Here is a 19,053-nt window from a genome sequence, read left to right on the forward strand (position 1 = left end):
CTTAGCGCGTGCCGCCGGTTTGTTTGAGGAAGTTGGCGAACAGTTCATGGCCCTGCTCGGTGAGGATCGATTCCGGGTGGAACTGTACGCCCTCGATGTTCAGGGTCTTGTGACGCAGGCCCATGATTTCGTCGACCGAACCGTCATCGTGCTGGGTCCACGCCGTCAGCTCCAGGCAATCGGGCAACGTTTCGTGTTTAACGATCAGGGAATGATAGCGGGTGACGGTCAGCGGGCGATTCAGCCCGGCAAACACACCCTTGTCCTCGTGGAATACCGGGCTAGTCTTACCGTGCATCACCTGCCGGGCGCGGACGACATCGCCGCCAAAAGCCTGGCCGATGGACTGGTGACCGAGGCAGACGCCGAGGATCGGCAGTTTGCCGGCGAAGTGCTTGATGGCTTCGATGGAGATGCCGGCTTCGGTCGGTGTGCACGGGCCCGGGGAAACCACGATCCGCTCAGGGTTGAGCGCTTCGATTTCGGCGATGGTCAGTTCGTCGTTGCGCACCACCTTGACCTCGGCACCCAGCTCGCCGAGGTATTGCACAACGTTGTAAGTAAAGGAGTCGTAGTTGTCGATCATCAGCAACATGGCGTTTCGAACCTCTTGAATTCTGACTTGAAGACAGCCTTCGGATGACTTGCCAGGCGCTGCACACGGTCGGACGCGCAGGTCGCGTCGGCACAGCGGCATTTCAAACGGGCAAGGAAGGCAAAGCGATACAGATCCGGCGGGGCCGGCAGAATAGATTCAGGCGCGCCAACGCCAGCGGGCGTGTGCCTTGATGACTTGATCCAGAAGTTTGCTGGTGATCAACACGGGGAAGGTCTCGTTCATACGTTTCGGCACAGTAACTTAGCTGGGCGGAGCGTGCAATATGGCCGGGGCCGTGGGGGATAAAACAATGGGAGGGTTGACGACCGATGGCAAATCGCCGGAAGTTTTTGGTACTGTCGTTTCGTTCACTACAACAATAAATAAACGGACTTGCTCATGATCAAACAGACGTTGTTTGTACCGCTCGCCGGATGCCTGCTCGCGATGGCCTGCACCCAGGCGAACGCCGCACCCAATCCTTATTCGAATTTCGTGGTCTTCGGCGACAGCCTTAGTGATGCGGGGACTTTCACCGACAGCGGCGGCCCGGCCGGCGCCACCGAACGCTACACCAACCGCACGGGCCCGAACTATCAGGACGGCAGCGGTGAGTTCTACTCGCTCAACGCCACCCAATTGCTCGGTGGCCGTCTCGGCTTCACCCCCGATCAAACCGCCTCCTCGTCCTCAGCGGTACGTGCCGGCCAAGGCCAGCCGGACGGTAACAACTGGGCCGTGGGCGGCTATCGTACCGACCAGATTCTCGACTCGATCACCAGCCAGTCCGCCACTGGTGAACGTACCCGCGCCGGTTATCTGCCGTCGAACGGTTTCCGCGCCGACCCGAATGCCCTGTATTACCTGACCGGGGGTGGCAACGATTTCCTCCAGGGCCGCGTCACCAGTCTTCCTCAGGCGAATGCCGCTGCCGATCGACTGGTCGACAGCGTACGCACACTGCAAGGCGCCGGCGCCCGTTACATCATGGTCTGGCTGTTGCCGGACATCGGCCTGACGCCAGCCATCAACGGTTCGCCGCTGCAAGCGTTCACTTCGCAACTCAGCGCCCAGTTCAACACCGAACTGGTCAGCCAGTTGCAGAGCGTCAATGCCAACGTCATCCCGCTGAACGTCCCGGTATTGCTCAAAGAGGCATTCGCCAATCCGGCGCAATTCGGTCTGGCCACTGACCAGAATCTGGTCGGCACCTGCTTCAGCGGCAATAGCTGCACGGAAAACGCCCGGTACGGGATCAACAGCGCCACCCCGGACCCGACCAAGCTGATCTACAACGATGCCGTTCACCCGACCGAAGCCGGGCAGCGCCTGATCGCCGATTACGCTTACTCACTGCTGGCCGCGCCATGGGAAGCGACCCTGTTGCCGCAAATGGCCCAAGGCACCTTGCGCTCGCATCAGGATGAGCTGCGCAACCAGTGGCTGGCAGATTGGGAAAACTGGCAGGCCGTTGGCCAATGGCGGGCGATTGTCGCCGGCGGCGGCCAGCATCAGGACTTCGACAGCCAGCGCAGCGGCGCCAGCGCCGACGGCAACGGTTACAACCTGAACATCGGCGGCAGCTACCGTCTCAACGACGCCTGGCGCGTGGGTGTGGCGGCCGGTTTCTACAATCAGAAACTGGAAGCTGGCGACAACGACTCGGACTACAAGCTGAACACCTACCTCGGCACCGCGTTCGCCCAGTACCAGCAGAACCGCTGGTGGGGTGACGCCGCCGTGACCGCAGGGCATCTGGATTACGACAGCCTCAAACGCAAATTCCAGCTGGGGGTCAACGAACGCGGCGAGAAAGGCGATACCGACGGCTATGTGCTGGCCTTCAGCGGACGCGTGGGTTACGACATTGCGCCAGAAGCGAGCAGCCCATGGCACCTGTCGCCATTCGTCAGTGCCGACTTTGCCAAGGTTGAAGTCGATGGCTATTCGGAAAACGGCGCCGACTCCACCGCGCTGACGTTCGATGACCAGTCGCGCATTTCCCGGCGTCTCGGCCTCGGGATCCAGGGCAAGTACCAGATCACCTCGCAGACCCAGGTGTTCGGCGAACTGGCCCATGAGCGCGAGTACAACGACGACACCCAGCATGTGACGATGAACCTCAATAGCCTGCCGAACAACCGCTACACCCTGGCCGGCTATTCCCCTCAAACCAACCTGAACCGCCTGAACCTCGGCGTGAGCCACAACCTCACCAAGGATCTGGCATTGCGCGCCAGCTACGACATCCGCAAGGATGACGACTTTACCCAGCAAGGGATCAACGTCGGGGTAGCGCTCGACTTCTGATTCGCAGGCCATAAAAAAACGCGGCGCCCTCACAGGCGCCGCGTTTTTTTTGGCTGAATCAGCAATCACTCAGTCCGGGGTTTGCTCGGCCAGTGCAACAGCGCGGAACATCGCCCGGCGCTTGTTGATGGTTTCTTCCCATTCCAGCGCCGGCACCGAGTCGGCGACGATGCCGCCACCGGCCTGCACGTGCAGTTCGCCGTTCTTGATCACTGCGGTACGGATCGCAATCGCGGTGTCCATGTTGCCGTTCCAGGCGAAGTACCCGACCGCGCCGCCATACACGCCACGCTTGACCGGTTCCAGCTCGTCGATGATTTCCATCGCCCGGATCTTCGGCGCACCGGACAAGGTGCCCGCCGGCAGAATCGCTCGCAGCGCATCCATCGCCGTCAGCCCGGCTTTCAACTGGCCGGTGACGTTGGACACGATGTGCATCACGTTGGAATAACGCTCGATGACCATCTTCTCGGTGAGCTTCACCGAGCCGATCTCCGATACGCGCCCGGTGTCGTTGCGACCGAGGTCGATCAGCATCAGGTGCTCGGCGATCTCCTTGTCGTCGGACAGCAGGTCTTCTTCCAGCGCCACGTCCGCCTCTTCGGTGGCCCCGCGAGGACGGGTGCCGGCAATCGGGCGCACGGTGATCAGGTTGTCTTCGACCCGCACCAGCACTTCGGGCGAACTGCCGACGACGTGGAAATCGCCGAAGTTGAAGAAGTACATGTACGGCGTCGGGTTGAAGCAACGCAGTGCGCGGTACAGATCGATCGGCGCTGCCTTGAAGTCGATCGACATGCGCTGGGACGGCACCACCTGCATGCAGTCACCGGCGAGGATGTATTCCTTGATGGTGTCGACGGCTTTTTCGTAGTCGTCCTGGGTGAAACTGGAGCGGAACACCGGCTCGGCCGCCTGTTGCTTGCTGAAATCCAGGCCACGGCGCGGGGTGATCGGCTGACGCAGTTTTTCCAGCAGTTGCTGCAATTGCGCCTGGCCCTGTTCGTAGGCATCGGCCTGCGCCGGGTCGGCCAGCACGATCGCGTGCATCTTGCCGGCGAGGTTGTCGAACACCACCACCGCATCGGAGACCATCAGCAGAATGTCCGGCACGCCCAGCGGATCCGGATTCGGGCATTTGCCGAGGCGCTTCTCTACATAACGCACGCAGTCGTAACCGAAGTACCCCACCAGACCGCCGTTGAAGCGCGGCAGACCGGCAATGGTCGGCACGTTGTAGCGGGCCTTGAAGGTTTCGACGAAGGCCAGCGGGTCTTCGACGTCGTGGCTTTCGGTCTCGACGCCATCGACGGTGATACTCACGTGATGATCGTGAACCCGCAGCACGGTGCGGCAAGGCAGGCCGATGATCGAGTAACGGCCCCATTTCTCACCGCCCTGCACCGATTCGAGCAGGTAGGAGTTGGGCTGGTCGGCCAGTTTCAGGTAGATCGACAGCGGGGTGTCGAAGTCGGCCAGGGTTTCGCAGGCCAGCGGAATGCGGTTGTAGCCGTCAGCGGCCAGACGCAGGAATTCTTCGCGGATCATAGGGTGCCTCGTGGTGTGAGGGGCAAATCAGTCAGGTGTGCAAACGCGCCGGCAGGCCGGCCAGGAACAAGTCAGGCGCGCCAACGCCAGCGGGCCAGGGCCTTGATGACTTTCATCCAGAGTTTGCGGGTGACCACCACGATGGCGTTTCCAGAAGGGGATTGAGAAGCGTCGGGCAACGTTATCTCAGCGGCCGTATCCAGGCAACCGGGAATTAGCTTGCGCAGATCGTCGATCACCAGCGCCGGGGATTCCTCGGCAATCGGCCGGCCATGGTTGTAGCCATAACTGAGCCCGACGCACTTGACCCCCGCCGCTTTCGCCGCCAGCACGTCGCTGCGCGAATCACCGACGAACAGCGATTGCGAGGCCGGAATCCCGGACATCTTCATGACGAAGAACAGCGCCGCCGGATCGGGCTTCTTCTGCGGCAGGGTATCGCCGCCGATGATCCACTTGAAGTAGCGGCCGATTTTCATCTGATCCAGCAGCGGCGCGACGAAGCGCTCCGGCTTGTTGGTGATCAGCGCCATGGCCACGCCCTGCTTGTGCAGCCATTTCAGGGTGTCGCGCACGCCGGGATAGACCACGGTCAGCTCATGGCTGGCGCCGTAGGCCTCCATGAAAACCTCCAGCGCATGCTCGGCTTCGACGTCATCCACGGAGGAATGATCGATACCGCCGGCCAATGCGCGGCGCACCAGCACCGGCGCACCGTTGCCGACCCACTCGCGTACCGACTCGATACCGGCAGGCTTGCGCCCGAGCGAGAGCAGCATGTTATCCACAGCCGCCGCCAGGTCGGGTACCGAATCGATCAGCGTGCCATCCAGATCGAACATCACCAACCGCGGCAGTTGCCCCGGGAACAGCTGCTCAAAACCGCTCATGGGCGAGCCAGCGCCAGTTCGGAACGCATCTTGTCGATGACTTCCTGATAGTTCGGCGCATTGAAGATCGCCGAGCCGGCCACGAAGGTGTCGGCGCCAGCGGCAGCGATTTCGCGGATGTTGTTGACGTTGACGCCGCCGTCGATTTCCAGGCGGATGTCACGGCCCGAGGCATCGATGATCGCCCGCGCTTCGCGCAGCTTGTCGAGGGTGCCGGGGATGAATTTCTGCCCGCCGAAGCCCGGGTTGACGCTCATCAGCAAGACCATGTCGACCTTGTCGATCACGTACTTGAGCACGTCCAGCGGGGTCGCCGGGTTGAACACCAGGCCGGATTTGCAGCCGCCTTCACGGATCAGTTGCAGCGAACGATCGACGTGCAGCGTGGCTTCCGGGTGGAAGGTGATGTAGGTGGCGCCGGCTTCGATGAAGTCGCCGACGATGCGATCCACCGGGCTGACCATCAGGTGGGCGTCGATCGGCGCGGTCACGCCGTACTTGCGCAGCGCGGCGCAGACCATCGGGCCGATGGTCAGGTTCGGTACGTAGTGGTTGTCCATGACATCGAAGTGGACGAAGTCGGCACCGGCGGCCAGAACGTTGTCCACTTCCTCGCCCAGGCGGGCGAAATCGGCGGAAAGAATCGACGGAGCAATAACGAAGGGCTGCATGACGCACCTTTTCTGAGCTAAATCACGATGGCGCGCATTGTATACCTCAAGTTTCCGCGCGCGCACCGTGACCGCGATGATTGGGTTGTGCCATGACCGATGACCGGCGGGTTCTCAGTACGCCGCCCGGTAGATCTTCTCGATGTCGGCGGCGCTGAGCTTGCGCGGGTTGTTGCGCATCAGGCGCTCGATTCCCGCGGCCTCTACCGCCATGGCCGGGATCGCTTCTTCGGGCACGCCGAAACTGCGCAGACCCAGCGGGATTTCCACCGCCGCACAGAGCTCGGTCATCGCGGCGACGGCGCTGTCGGCCGCTTCATTGAGACTCAAATGAGCGGTCTTCACCCCCATGGCTTCGGCAATATCCTGCATCCGTTCGACACAGGCCATCTTGTTCCAAGTCATGACATACGGCAGCAGCAACGCATTGCTGACGCCGTGGGCAATGTTGAAACGCCCGCCCAGCGGATACGCCAGTGCATGCACCGCGCCGACCCCGGCATTGCCGAACGCCATGCCGGCCATCAGGCTGGCGGTGGCCATGTCCTCTCGGGCTTGCAGGTTGGAGGGATTGGCGTAGGCCTTGGGCAAGGACCGGGCGATCAACTTGATTGCGCCGATGGCCAGCGAATCGGTGATCGGCGAGGCATTCAGCGACAGGTAGGATTCGATGGCATGCACCAGCGCATCGACACCACTGGCGGCGGTGACGCTGCGCGGACAGGTCAGGGTCATCTGCGGACTGACCAGCGCCACATCCGGCAACAGGTAGTCGCTGACGATGCCTTTCTTCAGTTGGGCGACCTTGTCCGAAAGGATGGCGACGTTGGTCACTTCAGAACCGGTGCCGGCCGTAGTCGGGATGGCGATCAGCGGCGGGCCTTTGCGCGGCACCTGATCGACGCCGAACAGATCCTCCAGTGCGCCGTGATAACCAGCATAGGCGGCAACACTCTTGGCGATGTCGATGGCACTGCCGCCACCGAGGCCGATCAGACCGTCATGCCCGCCTTCGCGGTAGACACGCATACAGTCCTCGACGATGGCGATTTCAGGATCGGGCAACACGCGGTCGAAGATTTCATATTCACGCTGGCCGATCTGCGCCAGCGCCAGCTCTACCGTCCCGGACTTGACCAGCGCGGCATCGGTGACGATCAGCGGGTTGTCGATGTCCAGCCGCGTTAGCTCGGCCGCCAGTTGCTCGATGGCCCCGGCGCCGGTGATCAGTTTGTGAGCAATCTTGAACGAGGAAAGACTCATCGTGCGCAGCCTCTTATAGATGTGGGAGCTGAGCACAAGCGTAGCTGGGGAATTCGGGTTGTCTGGTATTCAGGGTGTGAATGACGGAGGCAAGATCAAGAGCGCCCTCACCCTAACCCTCCCGAAACGTCGGACCGCCCGTAGGGAGAGGGGACTGACCGTGGTGAGTTTTCGCTATACACCGACCTGAATTACCGAGTCGAACTCAGGTTTTGAAAAGCGTGTAGATCAGCTCCCTTCCTCAAGTCGAACACAGATTCTGAACTGCACGAATATCTGCTCCCTTTCCCCTCGCCCCCTTGGGGGAGAGGGTTGGGGTGAGGGGGTAACGATCTCAAGCCGAACACTAAACCTGAGCAGTACGCAGTTTTTCACTCCGCCCACGCAACCACTCCAGCGTCAGCAACAGAATCACCGAGAAGGCAATCAGCAGAGTCGCAGCCGCCGCAATCGTCGGGCTCAGGTTCTCGCGTATCCCGCTGAACATCTGTCGTGGCAGCGTCGCCTGCTCGGGACCTGCAAGAAACAGCGTCACCACCACTTCATCGAACGAGGTTGCGAAGGCAAACAGCGCCCCGGAAATTACCCCCGGCGCAATCAGCGGCAAAGTCACCCGGCGGAACGTGGTCAATGGCGAAGCACCAAGACTGGCCGCCGCCCGCACCAGGTTATGGTTGAAACCCTGCAGCGTCGCCGACACCGTGATGATCACGAACGGTACACCGAGCACCGCGTGTACCACAATCAGCGAGAAGAAACTGTTGCCCAGGCCCAGCGGCGCGAAGAACAGGTAACTGGCCACACCGATGATCACCACCGGCACCACCATCGGCGAAATCACCAGCGCCATCACCAGCGGCTTGCCGGGAAAGTCGCCACGGGTCAGGCCGATGGCCGCCAGCGTGCCGAACACCATCGCCAGCACGGTCGCGGCCGGGGCGACGATGATGCTGTTCTTCAACGCGCGCATCCATTCCGCCGAGGCGAAGAAGTCGTGGTACCACTGCAGCGAAAAGCCCTGCAGCGGGTACACCAGGAAACTGCCCGAGTTGAACGACAGCGGCACGATCACCAGCACCGGCAGGATCAGGAACAACAGGATCAAGCCGCAGAGGATCCGCAAGCTGTAGAACCACACCCGCTCGACAGGCGACATATAAGGACTCAGCATTTCAAATTCCCCTTAGCTCAGGCGCAGGCGACTGGCGCCTACCAGCCAGCTGTAGATCAGATAAAGCACCACGGTCGCCAGCAGCAACAGCCCGCCCAGTGCGGTGGCCATGCCCCAGTTGATGCTGGTGTTGGTGTAGAACGCGACGAAGTAGCTGACCATCTGATCGTTCGGGCTGCCCAGCAGCGCCGGGGTGATGTAGTAGCCGATGGCGAGGATAAACACCAACAGGCAACCGGCGCCGACACCGGCGTAGGTCTGCGGGAAGTACACCCGCCAGAAACTGGCGAACGGATGGCAGCCGAGGGAAATCGCGGCACGCATGTAAGTCGGCGAGATGCCTTTCATCACGCTGTAGATCGGCAGGATCATGAACGGCAGCAGGATGTGCACCATCGAGATGTAAACCCCGGTGCGGTTAAACACCAGCTCCAGCGGTTTATCGATGATCCCCATCGCCATCAGCGCGCTGTTGATCAATCCGCCGGATTGCAGCAACACGATCCACGCGGCGACTCGCACCAGGATCGAGGTCCAGAACGGCAGCAACACCAGAATCATCAGCAGGTTGCTTTGACGCGACGGCAGGTTGGCCAGCAGGTACGCCAGCGGATAAGCGAGCACCAGGCAGATCACGGTGATGATCAGGCCCATCCAGAAAGTCCGGGCGAAGATGTCGAGGTAGATCGCCTGATCCGGGGTCGCCGGAGCAATTTCGCCGAGGTCGTCGATGCGATGATCCACCGCCGCCAGCAGATAGAACGGGGTGATGCTGCTGGTGTTGCGCTTCACCGCTTGCCAGTAGGCCGGATCGCCCCAACGCTCGTCGAGGCCTTCCAGTGCTTCTTTATAAGAGGCCGGTTCGCTGGCGAAGGGCAGCGAGCGGGCGGTTTTGGTCAGCAGGCTGCGATAACCGGCCAACTCCATGTTCAGGCGCTTGGACAGATCGCCCAGGGTCTGGTTTTTCCGCGCTTCGGCGAGGTCTTCGCTGGCAGCTTTATAGACCGGTTCGGCGGGCAGGCCTCGGCCGTCCCACGCAGCAATCGCGGTTACGGTGCGCGGCATGCCGCCAACCACTTCCGGGTTGCCGACACTTTTATAGAGCAGCGCCACGATCGGCACCAGGAACACCAGCAACAGAAACAGCACCAGCGGCGCGATCAGCGCCTGGGCCTTCCAGCGGTTGACCCGCTCGGCGTGCTTGAGCCGCTGCTTCAAGGTGGGGCTGTTGCCCTCGTTCAGGGGAACGGCGATGGCCATGACGTACTCCGCAAATCTTTGATCGTTACAAAAGCGGCGAATACCGCCTCGAACTTGGGGTACTGATCGTTCCCACGCTCTGCGTGGGAACGCATTCAGTGACGCTCTGCGTCACAGGGACGCGGAGCGTCCCGGGCGGCATTCCCACGCGGACGGTTCGACGCCTCGACGTGGGAACGATCATCCGGTAGCCGTCGGCCCGTGTGACGTGGTTACTTCGCAGCCCAGGAATTGAAGCGCTGCTCCAGTTGCTCGCCGTTGTCAGCCCAGAAGCTGACGTCGATCTGCACCTGGTTGGCGATGTTTTCCGGGGTGGTCGGCATGTCTTTCAGGATTGCCTTGTCCAGCAATGGCACTGCTTGAGAGTTGGCCGGGCCGTAGGCGATGTTTTCCGAGTAGGTCTTCTGCTGTTGCGGCTGCACCGAAAACGCGATGAATTTCTTCGCCGCTTCGGCACGCTTGGCGTCCAGACCTTTCGGGATGGCCCACGCATCGAAGTCGTAGATACCGCCGTTCCACACCACTTTCAGATTGGATTCTTTCTGCACCGCAGCGATACGACCGTTGTAGGCCGAGCTCATGACCACGTCACCGGAAGCGAGGTATTGCGGCGGCTGGGCGCCGGCTTCCCACCACTGGATGTTCGGTTTAAGCTCATCCAGTTTCTTGAATGCGCGATCCTGACCGCCCTTGCTGGCCAGTTCCTTGTACACGTCTTTCGGCGCAACGCCGTCGGCCATCAGTGCGAATTCGAGGGTGTACTTGGCGCCTTTGCGCAGGCCGCGCTTGCCCGGGAATTTTTTCGTATCCCAGAAATCCGCCCAGCTGGTCGGTGCGGTTTTCAGCTTGTCGGCGTTGTAGGCCAGCACGGTCGACCACACAAAGAAGCCCACGCCGCACGGCTGGATCGCGCCTTTGACGTAGTCTTCGGACTTGCCGAACAGCGCAGGATCGAGTTGCTCGAACATGTCTTCGTCGCAGCCACGGGACAGCTCCGGCGATTCAACCTCGACCAGATCCCAGGACACGCTCTTGGTGTCGACCATGGCTTTGACCTTGGCCATTTCACCGTTGTACTCGCCGGCGACGATCTTGCCGTTGCCCGCCGCTTCCCACGGTGCGTAGAAGGCTTTGACTTGCGCCGCCTTGTTCGCCCCGCCAAACGACACCACGGTCAGATCCGGCCCAGCGGCCATTGCGCTTGCCGCACCCATCAGGCCCAGGGTCAGGGCTGTGAACTTCAGGGATCTCAACATTTATTGTTCTCTCCACGTGCAGGGTTGGTGTTGGTATTGCGGGGCGTTTCAGTGCGCCTCTAGAAGTGGATCGAGCGCGCGAACGTGCTCGACCTGCCAGCCAAGCGGAACCACGTCGCCGACCGCGAGCGCTGGATCGAGCTCGGCAATCGGTTGTTTCACGAAGAAGTCGGTCTTGCCGCAGACTTCCAGGCGCACCCGGACGTGGTCGCCCAGATAGATGAATTCGGCCACCCGCCCGGAGAAGCGGTTGACGCATTGGTCGCTCGAACCGTTGAGGCTGACGCGCTCGGGGCGGATCGACAGGGTGACCGGTTCGCCGGTCTGGCCGATGTTGACCGCCAGCGCCTCGACCTTTTCCCCGCGCCCCAGCTCGACCACGCAGCGCTCGCCGTTCTGACTGAGCAGGCGACCGTTGAGGCGGTTGTTCTCGCCGATGAAGTTGGCGACGAAGGTGTTTTTCGGTTCTTCGTAGAGGGTGCGCGGCGGGGCGATCTGCTGGATTTCGCCCTGATGGAAGACGGCAACACGGTCGGACATGGTCAGGGCTTCGCCCTGGTCGTGGGTCACGTAGACCACGGTCACGCCGAGGCGCTGGTGCAGGTGTTTGATTTCCATCTGCATGTGTTCACGCAGCTGTTTGTCGAGGGCGCCGAGGGGTTCGTCCATCAACACCAGTTGCGGCTCGAACACCAGCGCACGGGCCAAAGCCACACGTTGTTGCTGGCCGCCGGACAGTTGCGCCGGATAACGCGATGCGAACGCGTCGAGCTGGACCATACTCAGGACTTTCTTGACCTTGTCGCTGACGTCGCTTTTGTTCAGGCCACGCACGGTCAGCGGAAACGCCAGGTTTTCAGCGACGGTCATGTGCGGGAACAGCGCGTAGTTCTGGAACACCATGCCGATGTCGCGTTTGTGCGGCGGCACGTTATTGATCGCCCGCCCGGCGAGGAGGATTTCACCGGCGGTCGGCGTTTCGAAACCGGCGAGCATCATCAGGCTGGTGGTCTTGCCCGAGCCGGACGGCCCGAGCAAGGTGAGGAATTCGCCCTTGCGAATGTCCAGGTTGAGGTCTTTGACGATCAGGTTCTCGCCGTCGTAGCTCTTCTGCACTCCACGAAAGCTGACCAGCACATCGCTGGCCCCTGCGTTTGATTCGACCTGGCTCATACCCACACCTTTGTTATTGATGACTGCTGTGGGATTAAGCCTAGTGGCTGCTTGCAGTCACGCAAATCGGGGCGCAGGAGAGAATCGCCTCAGCCGGATGGAAGGCCGGGGGTAGGGATTGCCCTACAAGGATGGCGCGTTTTGGCAAACCCGACGCATGGGTCGGGGCTCAAGCCGTCAGAACCGGCAAAAGTGCCTGTCGCTATTGGATATGCCGCTCAGAGGAGCTTGTGTTCCATCGCGTACTTCACCAGCTCGGCGAGCGAAGTGATGTTGAGTTTCTGCATCAGCCGCGCCTTGTGGGTGCTGATGGTCTTGCTGCTCAGGGCCAGTTGCTGGGCGATGTCGTTGACGTTAGCGCCTTGCGCCAGGCGTTCGAACACCGAGAATTCGCGCTCCGACAGCAACGAGTGCAGTGGTCGCGCATCGGTCAGGCCGACTTCGAAGACCATGCGGTCGGCCAGCTCCGGGTCGATGTAGCGCCCGCCCGCCGCGACCTTGCGAATGGCCGTCAGCAGCAGTGCCGGATCGCTGTCCTTGGTGGCATAACCGGCGGCGCCGACCTTCAGCGCCCGGGCGGCCATCTGTGCTTCGTCGTGCATCGACAGCACCAGAATCGCCGGCGGATGGTTCAGCGCGCGGATTCGTGGAATCGCTTCGAGCCCGTTGACGCCGGGCATCGAGATGTCCAGCAACACCACTTCGCAGGGCACATTGCGCAGGGTTTCCAGCAATTGCTCGCCGTTGCTCGCCTCCCCCACCACCTGCAGATCCTTGGCCAGGCCGATCAATTGCTTGATGCCTTCGCGAACGATGGTGTGGTCTTCGGCTACCAGTACACGGATCACTTACTTCTCCTCATCCAGTGGCACCCGCACGCTCAGCGTGGTGCCCTCGCCCGGCTCGCTGTCGAGTGACAGCTGCCCGCCCATGATCAACACCCGCTCGCGCATGCCCACCAGTCCAAAGGATGTCGGCCTGCCGGCAGCGGCGACAAATCCTACGCCATCATCGCTGACCGTCAGACACAATTCGTTGCCTTCCTGCGTCAGCGTCAGTTCCACAGTATGCGCCTGAGCATGGCGCATGACGTTGGTCAACGCCTCCTGAAGAATACGGAACAGGCCGATGGCCTTGGCGTCGCTGAGGGGCGCAAGGTTGTCCGGCACCTGCACCAGACACGGAATCTGCGTGCGCGCCTCGAACCGCCGCGCCTGCCACTCGATGGCCGAGGCGATCCCGGCATCGAGGATCGGAGGGCGCAGCGCCGTCGCCACATCCCGCACCAGCTGGAACAACTGGGCAATCAGGCGCTTCATGCTGTTCAAGCGCTCGTTCAGACCCGGGTCGAGTTGCGCGTAGGCCAGTTCGCACATCGACGTTTCCAGTTTCAGCACCGTCAGCATCTGCCCCAGTTCATCGTGAACCTCGCGGGCGATGCGCGCCTTTTCCTCTTCCCGCACGCTTTCCAGGTGCGCCGACAGTTCGCGTAGTTGTTCGCGGGAGGCTGCCAGCTCCAGTTCGATGCGTTTGCTTTCAGTGATGTCCCAGACAATGCCGTCCCAGACATATGACCCGCCTTCCAGCTGACGGGTGATGGCCTTGATTTCGGCCCAGCGCTGCTCGCCCTGGCGCGTCAGGATCCGGCCCTGCCACGACCAGTCGCTGTCGGTGTCCAGCGCTTGATCCTGGGTCTGGTGATAGCCGGCCCGATCATCCGGATGCACCAGGCTGCGCAGGCCCATGTCGCGGTGGGCGATGGCGGCCGGCGCGTAGCCGACCAGGCTTTCGCTGCCCTCACTGATGTAGGCGAAGTCGATCTGCCCGGTTACCGGTGCACGCTCGAGACGGAACACCAGCCCCGGCACATTGGCCGCGATGCCTTGCAGCCGCGCCTCGCTTTCCTGCAACGCAGCCAGGGCACGACGACGCTCGGTGACATCGGTGAGATAAACCACCAGGTATTCGCCATCGCGAAAACGCAGGAAGCTCAGCGACACGTCCGCCGGCAGCACACTGCCATCGGCCCGCACACAATTGGTTTCAAAGCTCAGCGGCCCTTCTTCGCTGGCTCGGGCGCGTTTCCACAGGTTGAGCCAGCGATCCATGTGCAGGCCCGGTTCGAAGTCGATCAACGGGCGGTCGATGATCGCGCCCTGTGGATAACCGAGCATGTTTTCTGCCGCACGGTTGGCGTAGCGCACATGGCTGTCCCAGTTGACCCAGAGAATGCCGACGGTGCTCTGATCGATGGAAAACTGAGTCAGACGCAGGGCTTCTTCGCTGGCGGCGCGCAGGGCGATGTCTTCACGCGCGTCGAGCAGGCGCTGTTCAAGACTGCGCTGCTGGCGGCGCTGCCAGAAGACGATGGCTACGCAACTGAGCAGCAACACCGCGAACAACAGGCTCAGGTTCTGCCAGAAGCCCGGCGATTCGGAGAGTCGCGGATATTTGGGTTGCAGCCATTGGGCATGCAGGCGCTCCAGATCCTTGGCCGGGATTGCGCGCAAGGCACTCTCGACGATCCCGGCCAGCTCCGGCCAGTCACGACGGGTGCCGATGCGCAGCAGTTGCGGCAGACCGATGTCACCGACCACCACCAGCCCGGCAAACTCCGGTTCCGCCGATAGCCGCCCGAGCTGCGCCTCATCGACCACCGCGTAGGACGCCTGCTGACTCAGCAACAGTTGCAGCGCCTGACGCTCCATCGGTACGCCTTGCAGATTCAGGTGCGGATAGTTGCCGCGCAGATAATCGGCGGTGACGCCGGGCATGCGCACGGCGACGCGGGTCTGGCTGTCGAGTTTTTCCAGCTCCACGGTCGCGCTGCTTTTCTGGTCGCTGACCACCAGTTGCGGCACGCGCATGTACGGATCGGAAAACTGCCAAAGACGCAGGCCGCCCGGGGTCTGGGTCAGGCCTGGGGCGATGTCGATTTCGCCGTCCCGGGCAGCGGCCTCGAGTTGTGCCAGATCCTGAAAGTTGCGCCAGCTCAGCTCGACATTCAGCGCTCTGGCCAATGCCTTCATCACTTCGACATTGGCCCCCGACAGCCGCTGCAAGCGCCGGTCGTATTGCGCGTACGGCGCCTGCAACACCAGGCCCACGCGCAATTCATTGTGCTGTGCGAGCCACTGTTGTTCGCTGGCCGACAACCGCGCGAGGTGGCTCGGTGGCGCAGGCGCCGCCCAGCCCATCAAGGGAAACGCCAGACAGCCGATAACCCACAGGCAGCAAAAACGCATCATTGAAGTCTCATACACTGACAAATTCTGACCAACCCATTAGGCTGCCGGGATAACTTCTGGCCTGGAATAACCGATGCCCCCTGTCTATCGCCTGGCAATGCCAGCATTGTGCCTGTCGCTGATCCTGCCTTGTGCGTTTTCCGTCGAAGCCGCGGATCCGGCACCCGCCCCCGCCGCAGAAAAAGCCGCCGAAGAAAAACCGGTCGAACGCCAGCCACTGCTTGAGCGTAGTCAGGAAGAAGCCGCGGCACTCGAACGCAAGGTTCCGGCCCAGGAACAACAGCAACTGCAAGCGGGCAGCGACACCTTCCTTGCCCTGTGGAAACCGGCCAACACCGCCGAACCCAAAGGCGCGGTGATCCTCATTCCCGGTGCCGGAGAAACCGCTGACTGGCCCCAGGCGATCGGCCCGTTGCGCCGCAAGTTGCCGGACGTCGAGTGGAGCAGCCTGAGTATCACCCTGCCCGATCTGCAAAGCGATGCCATCGCGCCGCGCGTGGTCGAAGCCCCCGCCGCAGCGAAAACCGCTGACCCCGGCAGCAAGGATTCGACCACCGCCGAGCCGATCGAACAAGCCGCCGGTGGCGAAGCCGATGTGGCCGACAAGGTCGTTGCCGAGACCACCGAGGAACAGTCCAAGGCCGACGCCGAGCGAATTTTCGCCCGCATCGACGCCGCGCTGGCCTACGCCGAACAACAGAGCGCGCGCAGCATCGTCGTCCTCGGCCATGGCACCGGCGCCTACTGGGCGGCGCGCTACATGAGCGAGCGACAAAGCTCGCAGGTCGAGAAGCTGGTCCTGGTAGCCGCGCAGATCCCTGCCAAGGCCCAACCGCAACTGGTGGAACTGACGCCGACCCTGAAGCTGCCGACCGCGGACATTTTCTACATGGATAAAGCGCTGGACCGCAACGCGGCACTGGAGCGCATGCAGGCGAGCAAGCGACTGAAGACCTCCGCATTCAGTCAGGTTGCACTCAAGGCTTTGCCGGACAACAAGGCCGAGCAGGAGCAGTTGTTCCGCCGGGTGCGTGGCTGGTTGAATCCGCAGAGCCCGGACTGACAAAGCGCAGAAAAAAAATCGCAGCCCAACGCTGCGATTTTTTTATGCCTAGCGAAAGTCCCGCCGTTCGCGAATCAACGTGTAGGCATTGTGCAATTCGCGGGTCCTCTCGGTGGCCTCGCGCACCTGCGCCGGCGTGGCCCCCGTCCCGGCCACCTTGTCCGGGTGATGCCGGCTGAGCAGACGCCGATAGGCGCGTTTGATCTGTGCCGGTTCGCTGGTGGCTGAGACGCCGAGCAGGCGCATCGCTTCCTGATAGCTCACCGCCGCGCTGACGATCGGACGCTTGTGTGGCTCGTAGTCCGCCGCCAGCGCCTGGATCTGCTGGGTCGTCCAGCCCAGCCACTTGCCCCACTGCGCCAGCAATTCCCGCTCGCTGACGCCGGCCCGACCATCGGCGAAGACCATTCGCCAGCAGGCGCGCAATACACCTTCAGCCGCGTGAGGTTGAGTGCTCAATCGACGCAGATAACCGCGCAGATTGTCGTTGCCGGACTTGCCACGATTGAACGCGGCAATCGCCCGGCGCTGCGCCGGCTCGCTCATTTCCAGCGCGCGCATCTCATGCCGCGCCTGCTGGATGTGACCATCCGTGACCCGCCCGTCGCTCTTGGCCAGACGCCCGAGCAACACGAATAACAGTTCGTCGTTGCGCAGCATCGGCCGGCCGCCGAGTTTTTCCCGCAAATGCCCCCAGCTCTGCAAATGCAGGCGCCGATCCAGCGCCTGCCCCAACAAAGCCCCAAGCATGGCCCCCGGAATGCTCGCGATAGCAAAACCCGCTCCGGCTCCAATCAGAGTCCCTGGCCACAACATATCAGCGACTCGCTTCTATCAAGGCTTCGGCTTCGGCCAGACGCTCGTGGGTACCGACATCGACCCAGTGACCTTTCAGTCGCTCACCGGTCACCTGCCCCTCCGCCATGGCTTTACGCAGCAGCGGCGCCAGTTTGAAGGCACCGTTGCTGCAGCCATCGAACAACTGCGGGTGCAGCACGGCGATGCCGCTGTAGGTCAGGGTCGCCGCGTCGGCCTGGCCATCACGCACCTGGCCGTCGGTCAGAGTGAAGTCGCCTGACGGGTGATGGGCCGGGTTGTCCGCCAGCACCAGATGCGCTAGCCCGGTGATCGGCTGATGCAGCACGCTGAAGTCGTAATCCGTCCAGATGTCACCGTTGACCACCAGAAACGCGTCGTCGCCCAACAGCGGCAAGGCGCGGAGAATGCCGCCGCCGGTTTCCAGTGGCTCGCCCTCCGGCGAGTACTGGATCGACACGCCGAACTGCGAACCATCGCCCAGATGATCTTCGATCTGCTGGCCGAGCCAGGCATGGTTGATCACGATCTCATTGAAACCGGCTGCGGCCAGGGCACGCAGGTGATATTCAATCAGCGGCACCCCACCGGCTCGCACCAGCGGTTTGGGGGTGGTCAGGGTCAGCGGGCGCATGCGCTCGCCTTTGCCGGCCGCCAGAATCATTGCCTTCATGCCGTCACTCCACCACGCAGGCTGGCGAGCAGTGCCTGCAGATCCGCCAGCTCGGGACGGCGGGCGACGACCGCTTCTATATAAGAGAAGAAACGCGGCACATCACCGAGGTAACGCGGCTTGCCGTCGCGATGGCAGATACGGGCGAAGATGCCGATGACTTTCAGATGACGCTGCACGCCCATCAGATCGCTGGCGCGCAGAAACTCTTCGAAGTCCGGCTGCACCGGGATGTTCAGTGCTGACGCCTGCTGCCAGTAGCTTTCCAGCCAGCCGCGCACACGCTCTTCTGGCCAGCTGAGGAAGGCGTCCTTGAACAGGCAGGTCACGTCGTAGGTCACCGGGCCATACACCGCGTCCTGGAAATCCAGCACGCCGGGATTCGGCTCGCTGAGCATCAGGTTGCGCGGCATGTAGTCGCGGTGCACCAGCACTTTCGGCTGGGCCAGGGCGCTGTCGATCAGCAGCTCGCTGACCTTTTGCCACTGCTGCTGTTGGGTTGCATCGAACTCGACGCCCAACTCGCGTTTCACGTACCACTCGGGAAACAGTTCCAGCTCGCGGCGCAACAACGCGACGTCATAGCTCGGCAGCGGTGCCACCATCGGCAACTGCTGAAAAGCCAGCAGCGCTTGCAGGGCATCACTGAATAACGCGTCGGCATTTTCGCTGTCGATCACGTCCAGATAGGTCTGGTTGCCCAGGTCATTGAGCAAAAGAAAGCCACGTTCGAGGTCTTCGGCATAAATTTTCGGCACGTTGATACCGGATTTCGCCAGCAAAAAGGCGATATCCACGAACGGTTTGCAGTTTTCCTGAGGCGGCGGCGCATCCATCACGACGAAGCTGCGACCCGCGCCTTCCCAACGGAAATACCGGCGGAAACTCGCGTCGCTGCTGGCCGCGGTCAACGTGGCCGGGGGTACGGCTCCCCAGCCCTGATCTGCAAAAAGGGTTGCCAACTGTTCATCGAGCCAAACTTTCAGGTGTTGCAAGCGTACATCTTGATCAGGCATTGCAAGGGTCTCCGACGGCGCTAGCCGTCAAGCGGGTCATGCTTTATTATCCAGCATCTTTTTCAGACCATCGAGAGGCGTGCGGCCCACACCGCGG

General features: G+C 62.0%; 16 protein-coding genes. 2 read left to right on the plus strand and 14 right to left on the minus strand.

Features of this window, described 5'->3' with window-relative positions:
- Position 1 precedes the first annotated feature (1 nt).
- Positions 2-595: an aminodeoxychorismate/anthranilate synthase component II gene (locus CAF76_RS03705; protein WP_007956309.1), complete on the minus strand. Its 594-nt coding sequence runs from the start codon at positions 593-595 to the stop codon at positions 2-4.
- A gap of 402 nt (positions 596-997) precedes the next feature.
- Between CAF76_RS03705 and estP the strand changes: the two genes are divergently transcribed.
- A complete protein-coding gene (gene estP / locus CAF76_RS03710) occupies positions 998-2,908 on the plus strand; it encodes an esterase EstP (RefSeq protein WP_085646876.1) in 1,911 nt (636 codons plus the stop codon).
- Between the two features lie 69 nt (positions 2,909-2,977).
- Here the strand turns inward: estP and trpE are convergent, their stop codons facing one another.
- The 10 genes from trpE to CAF76_RS03760 all read right to left on the minus strand — a co-directional run bounded on the left by trpE (position 2,978) and on the right by CAF76_RS03760 (position 15,388).
- Positions 2,978-4,456: an anthranilate synthase component I gene (trpE, locus tag CAF76_RS03715; protein WP_007956307.1), complete on the minus strand. Its 1,479-nt coding sequence runs from the start codon at positions 4,454-4,456 to the stop codon at positions 2,978-2,980.
- A gap of 71 nt (positions 4,457-4,527) precedes the next feature.
- Positions 4,528-5,346, minus strand: coding sequence for a phosphoglycolate phosphatase (locus tag CAF76_RS03720; protein ID WP_007956306.1), 819 nt, complete (start codon positions 5,344-5,346; stop codon positions 4,528-4,530).
- Complete coding sequence (gene rpe / locus CAF76_RS03725) at positions 5,343-6,017, minus strand: ribulose-phosphate 3-epimerase (protein WP_007918813.1); 675 nt, start codon at positions 6,015-6,017, stop codon at positions 5,343-5,345. The genes CAF76_RS03720 and rpe overlap by 4 nt, the downstream gene beginning before the upstream one ends.
- A gap of 114 nt (positions 6,018-6,131) precedes the next feature.
- Positions 6,132-7,280: an iron-containing alcohol dehydrogenase gene (locus CAF76_RS03730; protein ID WP_085646877.1), complete on the minus strand. Its 1,149-nt coding sequence runs from the start codon at positions 7,278-7,280 to the stop codon at positions 6,132-6,134.
- A 346-nt stretch (positions 7,281-7,626) separates the two neighbouring features.
- Positions 7,627-8,451: an ABC transporter permease gene (locus CAF76_RS03735; RefSeq protein WP_085646878.1), complete on the minus strand. Its 825-nt coding sequence runs from the start codon at positions 8,449-8,451 to the stop codon at positions 7,627-7,629.
- A gap of 12 nt (positions 8,452-8,463) precedes the next feature.
- Positions 8,464-9,711, minus strand: a complete 1,248-nt coding sequence (locus tag CAF76_RS03740) for an ABC transporter permease (RefSeq protein ID WP_007959935.1) — start codon at positions 9,709-9,711, stop codon at positions 8,464-8,466.
- Positions 9,712-9,923: 212 nt separating this feature from the next.
- Positions 9,924-10,967, minus strand: a complete 1,044-nt coding sequence (locus CAF76_RS03745; RefSeq protein ID WP_007959933.1) for an ABC transporter substrate-binding protein — start codon at positions 10,965-10,967, stop codon at positions 9,924-9,926.
- A gap of 48 nt (positions 10,968-11,015) precedes the next feature.
- Positions 11,016-12,140: an ABC transporter ATP-binding protein gene (locus tag CAF76_RS03750; protein ID WP_007959931.1), complete on the minus strand. Its 1,125-nt coding sequence runs from the start codon at positions 12,138-12,140 to the stop codon at positions 11,016-11,018.
- A gap of 218 nt (positions 12,141-12,358) precedes the next feature.
- Positions 12,359-12,988: a response regulator transcription factor gene (locus CAF76_RS03755; RefSeq protein WP_007959929.1), complete on the minus strand. Its 630-nt coding sequence runs from the start codon at positions 12,986-12,988 to the stop codon at positions 12,359-12,361.
- Complete coding sequence (locus CAF76_RS03760; protein WP_085646879.1) at positions 12,989-15,388, minus strand: PAS domain S-box protein; 2,400 nt, start codon at positions 15,386-15,388, stop codon at positions 12,989-12,991.
- A 73-nt stretch (positions 15,389-15,461) separates the two neighbouring features.
- On the opposite strand from CAF76_RS03760, the gene CAF76_RS03765 reads away from it, so the two are divergent.
- Entirely contained in the window at positions 15,462-16,451 is a 990-nt protein-coding gene (locus tag CAF76_RS03765) for an alpha/beta hydrolase family protein (RefSeq protein ID WP_085646880.1), read from the plus strand.
- Positions 16,452-16,499: 48 nt separating this feature from the next.
- On the opposite strand, the gene CAF76_RS03770 is transcribed toward CAF76_RS03765, so the two are convergent.
- Genes CAF76_RS03770 through CAF76_RS03780 form a run of 3 tightly spaced genes read right to left on the minus strand, consistent with a single transcriptional unit; the run spans position 16,500 to position 18,956 of the window.
- On the minus strand, positions 16,500-17,267 hold the full coding sequence (locus tag CAF76_RS03770) for a TerB family tellurite resistance protein (RefSeq protein ID WP_064599825.1): 768 nt from the start codon (positions 17,265-17,267) through the stop codon (positions 16,500-16,502).
- A gap of 1 nt (position 17,268) precedes the next feature.
- Positions 17,269-17,940 carry an N-acetylmuramate alpha-1-phosphate uridylyltransferase MurU gene (murU, locus tag CAF76_RS03775; RefSeq protein WP_085646881.1) on the minus strand — a complete coding sequence of 224 codons (672 nt, stop codon included), beginning with the start codon at positions 17,938-17,940 and terminating at the stop codon, positions 17,269-17,271.
- A complete protein-coding gene (locus CAF76_RS03780; RefSeq protein WP_064599829.1) occupies positions 17,937-18,956 on the minus strand; it encodes an aminoglycoside phosphotransferase family protein in 1,020 nt (339 codons plus the stop codon). Before CAF76_RS03780 ends, murU begins: the two co-directional genes overlap by 4 nt.
- Between the last annotated feature and the right edge of the window lie 97 nt (positions 18,957-19,053).

The organism is Pseudomonas sp. B40(2017), from assembly GCF_002112855.1.
Taxonomy (GTDB): domain Bacteria; phylum Pseudomonadota; class Gammaproteobacteria; order Pseudomonadales; family Pseudomonadaceae; genus Aquipseudomonas; species Aquipseudomonas pharyngis.